Here is a 6,033-nt window from a genome sequence, read left to right as displayed (position 1 = left end):
CCGGTGGAGCGAGCCGACGTACGACGTCACCGTCGACCTCGGCCGCTCCTGCTCGTCCTACGACGCCCTGGCCGACGTCGACGACCTGACGAGGAAGCTCGGCGAGGTCCGCTTCTCGGTGTACGCGGACGGCGTCCGGCTGTGGAACTCGGGGCCGGTCCAGGGCGGGAACCCGGTGGTTCCCGGCGGCCCGGTGGCGCTCGCGGACCGGGCGCAGTCGCGCTTCACCCGCGGGTAGGGGCCGCGGTGGTGTCCGGTCCGGCCCCGTGCGTCGTCGGCGCGGCCGCGCCGGGGCACCTGCTGGACCGGCACCCCGCCGAACTCGCGCGGACCGCCGCGGGCGCCGTCACCCCCGTCGCACCACGGCCCCCGCGCTCCCCAGCGCCCCGCGCTGCGGCGCGATGCCCGCGGGGACCGCGCGTTGCCGTGCCGGGGTGCCGGTCCAGCAGGTGCCCCGGCGGGCGAGGAGGCGGCGGAGCCAGAGCTCCAGGGAGACCAGGCCGGCCAGTCCGTCCAGCGGCAGCGGCTCGCCCGAGGCCGCCCCGCGCACCGCCTTGCGCACGACCCGCGCCTCGACCAGCCCCGCCTCGGCGAGCAGCGGTGTGTCGAACAGCGCCAGCAGGGAGTCGGCGGAGGCCCGCAGTCCCGTCCGCGCGGCGGAGACGGCCAGTGCCTGCGTCGGCGCCCCCCAGCCGCTCGGCAACTCGCTCACCCCGGCGCCCTCCAGCACCGTGCGCAGGATCGCGGCCCGCGCCCCGGGCTGGACGCGCAGCGCCTCCGGCAGCGCACGGCAGGCGCGGACGACCTGGTTGTCGAGAAACGGCGCGTGCAGCCGCTGGAAGCGGATCTCCGCGGCCTGCTCCAGCACCCGCACCTCGGCCGCCTGCCGGGCCAGTGCCGCCCGCGCGCGGAAGTCGCCCGGCCGCTGTCCCGGCCCGGTCCCGGCCCGTTGGAGGGAGGCCTGGAGGCGAACCGATACTTCAGCGAGCGCTTCCCCGGTCAGCCACCGCGCCGCCGGCCCGGGCCCGGCCCAGGTGAGCACGGCGAGCGACGCCTCCATGGCACCGCCGCCCCCGCCGGCCGGCTCGTCGAAGCGCCGGCGCAGCAGCCGCTCGGCGAGGCCCTCGACGCCCGCGCGGTAGGACGTGCGCGACAGGCGCCGGGCCGCGGCGTACACGCGCGCGGGGACCAGCACCGAGCCGTCGGCCTTGGCGAGCGCGGCGACCGGGCGTACGAGATGGCGGCGCTTGCGGTCCATCAGCAGGTCGGCCAGCCTGGCCGGATGGGCGTCCAGCACCTGCCGCGCCCCGTAGCCCGTGAAGTGGTCCGCGCTGCCGGCGGCCAGCCGGACCCGGTGCCGTGCCGCCGACACCAGGCAGGAGCCCGGTTCGTCGGTCAGGGGCCCGTCGAGCACGGCGTACGGCAGGGACTCCTCGCCGCCGGTGACGACCACGTGGTGCAGCCGCGGGTTGGCGGCCAGGGCGCCCGCCCGCTCCAGTTCGGACTCCCGGCCGCCGACGGCCAGGTCGTTGAAGGTGACGGCGAGCAGCCGTTCGCCCGCGCCCGTGCCGTGCCCGAGCACGGTGCCCGGTGTCCCCGGCAGCCCGGCGGCCAGCAGCGCCAGCGTTCCCGAGGCCGGTCCGCCGGACAGGTCGGCGCCGATCCCGGGCACCGGCATGCCGCGTGCTGCACGGCGTTCGGCGGGCCCCATGCCCGGTACCGGCCCGGGGTCGATGCCGTCCCCGGGGACGTGCCGGGGCGCGGCGAGGCGGGTCCGTACGGCTTCGACCAACGCGTCCCGCACGCCGTCGACGGCTCTGTCCGGGTCGGCGGCGGGTGCCGCCACGGCGAGCGAGGCGACCTGCTCGTACCCGGCGATCTCGCGCGCCCCGGCGCGCAGGATCAGCGCATGCCCCGGCGGAATGCGCTTCACGCCGTCGTACGGGGTGGAGTCGTCCAGCGCGGCCGGCACGTCCGGTGCGGCCAGCAGTGCGGCGAGGTGCCCGAAGTCGAGGTTGGCCTCGACGAGATCGGCGAGGGGCAGGGCGGCGGTCGCGTACGCCGTGCCGCCCGCCCAGGGGGTGTGGAACACGGGCCGCGCGCCCGCGAGGTCGCCGCAGACGGTGATCCGCCGGCCGACCTGGACGACCGCCGTGTAGCTGCCGGGCCACGCGGTCAGGTGCCGCAGCGCGCCGCCGCGCGCGGCGAAGAGCCCGACGCGCAGCTGCTCGTCGGAGGCGCCGCAGATACCGAGCACGGCGATCCGGGTCCCGGGGTCGACGGTGACGACGCGCACCTCGTCGGGGCGCCAGTCGCCGACCGCCCACAGGGGGTCGGGGCCGCCCCACAGGAGCTGGGACCCCACGGGCTGCACCGTCTCACCGTCGTACCCGGTGGCCCCGGCGGAGCCGTCGGCCCCCGCCCTTCCCGCGGCTCCCACGGCGGTGCTGCTCCACCCCACCAACCACCGCATCGACGCCTCCACAGGCCGGGGAACCAGTGCACCGTACGAACTGGTTCCCCATGCTGCCATGAAGGGCGCGCCGCAGAGCGTCGACGGAGCCGCACGTGCTCCCCTGAATGCGCCCCCGCGGATACCCGGGCGAGGACGTCATGTGCCGGTGGCCGGGCGCCGGTCACGGCGCGCGGACCTCCCGGGGGCTCGTCCCGACGACGCGAATGCGCCCCCGGAACACGCCCCTTGGCTACCCCGCGCGCCCTCAAGCCCCATGGTGAGGGCGCCGGAACCTCCTCTTCCCGGGGGGCTGTTTTTGGCCAAATCGGCGTCACACGGACAGCTGTGAACACGCTCCGTACAGGCTCTGCGCACCACCCGGAGTCGCGCAGTCCGGGAGGCGGGCCACGCCTCCCGGACCGGTCCGCCGCCCGCGGGGATGTAGGCGGCGGCGTCCCCCAGCCCGCTGGACCCAGTACAGCGGGCCGACCCACGCAATCGCCATGGAACCGCTCCCCCGGTGGCCGGAGAAGAGCGCACGGGCGGGCGCACGGCCACACACCGGGAGCACGCAGCGACGGTCCGTGCAGAGGACGCCCTCCGGTACGGACCACAATCCCGCCAACCGGAACAATGCCCCTTAACGCATGGGATCCGGAGAACTACGCTGGGTTTACGAATGCCGCGTGGTTATGCCAGCACGGCAGCCGTCTGTGTCGAGGGGTGGCGCATGTCCAGGGAGCAACGCGGGCCGAACGAAAAACTCGGCGCCGTTCTCGCCCTCGCGGGAATCAGCAACGCAGGACTCGCCCGGCGCGTCAACGACCTCGGCGCCCAACGCGGGCTGACGCTTCGCTACGACAAGACGTCGGTGGCGCGCTGGGTGTCGAAAGGCATGGTGCCGCAGGGTGCGGCACCGCACCTGATCGCCGCCGCCATCGGCCAGAAGCTCGGCCGTCCGGTGCCGCTCCACGAGATCGGCCTGGCGGACGCGGACCCCGCTCCCGAAGTGGGCCTCGCCTTCCCGCGGGACGTCGGGCAGGCGGTCAGATCCGCCACCGAGCTGTACCGCCTCGACCTCGCCGGCCGCCGGGCGGGCTCCGGCGGCATCTGGCAGTCGCTCGCCGGCTCGTTCGCGGTGAGCGCGTACGCGACACCCGCCTCACGGTGGCTGATAACCCCGGCCGACAGTTCGGTGGCGCGTGAGGCGAGCCCGGCCGAGGGCTCCGGCGCACCGATCAAAGTCGGCCACAGCGATGTGCGGAAACTGCGGGAGGCCGCCGAGGACGCCCGCCGCTGGGACTCCAAGTACGGCGGCGGCGACTGGCGTTCGTCGATGGTCCCCGAGTGCTTACGCGTCGAGGCGGCCCCGCTGCTCCTCGGCTCCTACTCCGACGAGGTCGGCCGCGCCCTGTTCGGCGCCTCGGCCGAGCTGACCCGCCTGGCCGGCTGGATGGCCTTCGACACCGGTCAGCAGGAGGCCGCCCAGCGCTACTACATCCAGGCCCTGCGCCTGGCCCGCGCGGCGGCCGACGTCCCCCTGGGCGGCTACGTCCTCGCCTCCATGTCCCTCCAGGCCACCTACCGCGGCTTCGGCGACGAGGGCGTGGACCTCGCCCAGGCCGCCCTGGAGCGCAACCGCGGCCTGGCCACGGCCCGCACGATGAGCTTCTTCCGCCTGGTCGAGGCCCGCGCCCACGCGCGCGCGGGCGACGCGCCGGCGGCGGGTGCCGCCCTGAAGGCCGCCGAGAGCTGGTTGGAACGCGCCCGCCCGGGCGACAACGATCCGACCTGGCTGGGTTTCTACTCCTACGACCGGTTCGCCGCCGACGCGGCCGAGTGCTACCGCGACCTGAAGGCACCGCGCCAGGTCCGCCGCTTCACCGAGCAGGCGCTGTCGCAGCCCACGGAGGAGTTCGTCCGCTCGCACGGCCTCAGGCTCGTCGTCTCGGCGGTGGCCGAGCTGGAGTCCGGCAACCTGGACGCGGCCTGCGAGCAGGGCGTGCGGGCGGTCGAGGTCGCCGGGCGCATCTCCTCGGCCCGCACCACCGAGTACGTCAAGGACCTCCTGCACCGCCTGGAGCCGTACGGCGACGAACCCCGCGTGGCCGAGCTCCGCGAGCGCGCCCGGCCGCTCCTGGTGACCCCGGCCTGAGCCCGGTGCCGCACGGGTTCGAGGGCATTGTCAGTGACGCGGTGCACTATCGGAGGCGGGGGACGGACCGGGAAGGGACCGGAAGGTGGCACACGTGCGGACCGGGATCGCATACGACTGCGACGTGCTGGTGATCGGCGGCGGGATCGTCGGCCTGTCCACGGCGTACGCGATCACGCGCACCGCGCCGGGCACGCGCGTGACGGTGCTGGAGAAGGAGCCGGGCCCGGCCCGGCACCAGACGGGCCGCAACAGCGGCGTGATCCACAGCGGCATCTACTACCGCCCGGGCTCGCTGAAGGCCCGCTACGCGGTGCGGGGCGCCGCCGAAATGATCAAGTTCTGCGCCGAGTACGGCGTCGACCACGCGGTCACCGGCAAGCTGATCGTCGCCACCGAGCGGGCCGAGCTGCCCCGGCTGCACGCGCTCGTGCAGCGCGGCCGGGAGAACGGCATCCCCGTGCGGGAGCTGGGCACGCCCCAGATCCACGCGTACGAACCGGAGGTCCGGGGCCTGGCGGCCATACACGTCGGGACCACCGGCGTCTGCGACTACGTCGGCGTGGCACGGCAGCTGGCCCGGGCGTCCGGGGCGGAGATCCGCTACGGCGCGGAGGTCCTGCGCATCGACCGGCGCCCGGACCTCGGGGTCGCCGTCCGCACCCGTACCGGTGACGTGCTCCGCGCCCGGGTCCTGGTCAACTGCGCCGGCCTGCACTGCGACGAGGTCGCGCGGATGACGGGGGACGACCCGGGGATGCGGATCATCCCGTTCCGGGGCGAGTACTACGAGCTGGCCCGGCCGGAGCTGGTGCGGGGCCTGGTCTATCCGGTGCCGGACCCGGCGTTCCCGTTCCTCGGCGTGCACCTGACCCGCGGCATCGACGGCAGCGTGCACATCGGCCCCAACGCGGTACCGGCCCTGGCCCGCGAGGGCTACGGCTGGGGCGTCGTCCGGCCCCGCGAGCTGGGCGCCGTGCTCTCCTGGCCGGGCTCGTGGCGCATCGCCCGGCGGCACTGGAGGTACGGCGCCGGGGAGCTGCGGCGGTCGGTGTCCAAGGGGGCGTTCACGTCGGCGGTGCGCAGGCTGCTGCCGTCGGTGACGGAGGACGACCTGGTGGGGGCGCCGGCGGGGGTGCGGGCGCAGGCGGTCCTGGCGGACGGGACGCTGGTGGACGACTTCCTGATCAAGGAGGGGGCGTGCGCGGTGCACGTCCTGAACGCGCCGTCCCCCGCGGCGACGGCGGCGCTGCCGATCGGGCGGGAGGTGGGGCGACGGGCACTGGCCGCGTTGGGGACGGGGGCGGCGGGGTGACGGGGACGGCGGGGCGCCCGGCGCCGGGACGGCGGGGTGCCCGGTGCCGGGACGGCGGGGTGCCCGGTGCTGGGACGGCGAGGCGGTTCCCGCCTCCGTCCGGCCGTA

Annotated in this window: 4 protein-coding genes; 3 read left to right on the top strand and 1 reads right to left on the bottom strand. The window is 75.8% G+C overall.

What is annotated here, in order from left to right; translation table 11 throughout:
* On the top strand, window positions 1-238 hold a 238-nt coding region (locus tag JHAT_RS24105), incomplete at its 5' end, for an NPCBM/NEW2 domain-containing protein (RefSeq protein ID WP_171991031.1).
* Between the two features lie 108 nt (window positions 239-346).
* Here JHAT_RS24105 and JHAT_RS24100 read toward each other — a convergent pair.
* A complete protein-coding gene (locus JHAT_RS24100) occupies window positions 347-2,473 on the bottom strand; it encodes an asparagine synthase-related protein (protein ID WP_077800342.1) in 2,127 nt (708 codons plus the stop codon).
* A 712-nt stretch (window positions 2,474-3,185) separates the two neighbouring features.
* Here JHAT_RS24100 and JHAT_RS24095 point away from each other — a divergent pair.
* Complete coding sequence (locus tag JHAT_RS24095) at window positions 3,186-4,610, top strand: MFS transporter (RefSeq protein WP_077800336.1); 1,425 nt, start codon at window positions 3,186-3,188, stop codon at window positions 4,608-4,610.
* A 94-nt stretch (window positions 4,611-4,704) separates the two neighbouring features.
* The gene (lhgO, locus tag JHAT_RS24090; protein WP_171991030.1) at window positions 4,705-5,925 is read left to right on the top strand and encodes an L-2-hydroxyglutarate oxidase; all 1,221 of its coding nucleotides are present in this window, start codon (window positions 4,705-4,707) and stop codon (window positions 5,923-5,925) included.
* Window positions 5,926-6,033 lie beyond the last annotated feature (108 nt).

The sequence above is a fragment of the Streptomyces sp. JHA26 genome, from assembly GCF_002005565.1.
Lineage (GTDB): Bacteria > Actinomycetota > Actinomycetes > Streptomycetales > Streptomycetaceae > Streptomyces.
Note: the sequence above shows the minus strand (reverse complement) of the source record. Positions and strands in the feature narration are given on the sequence as shown.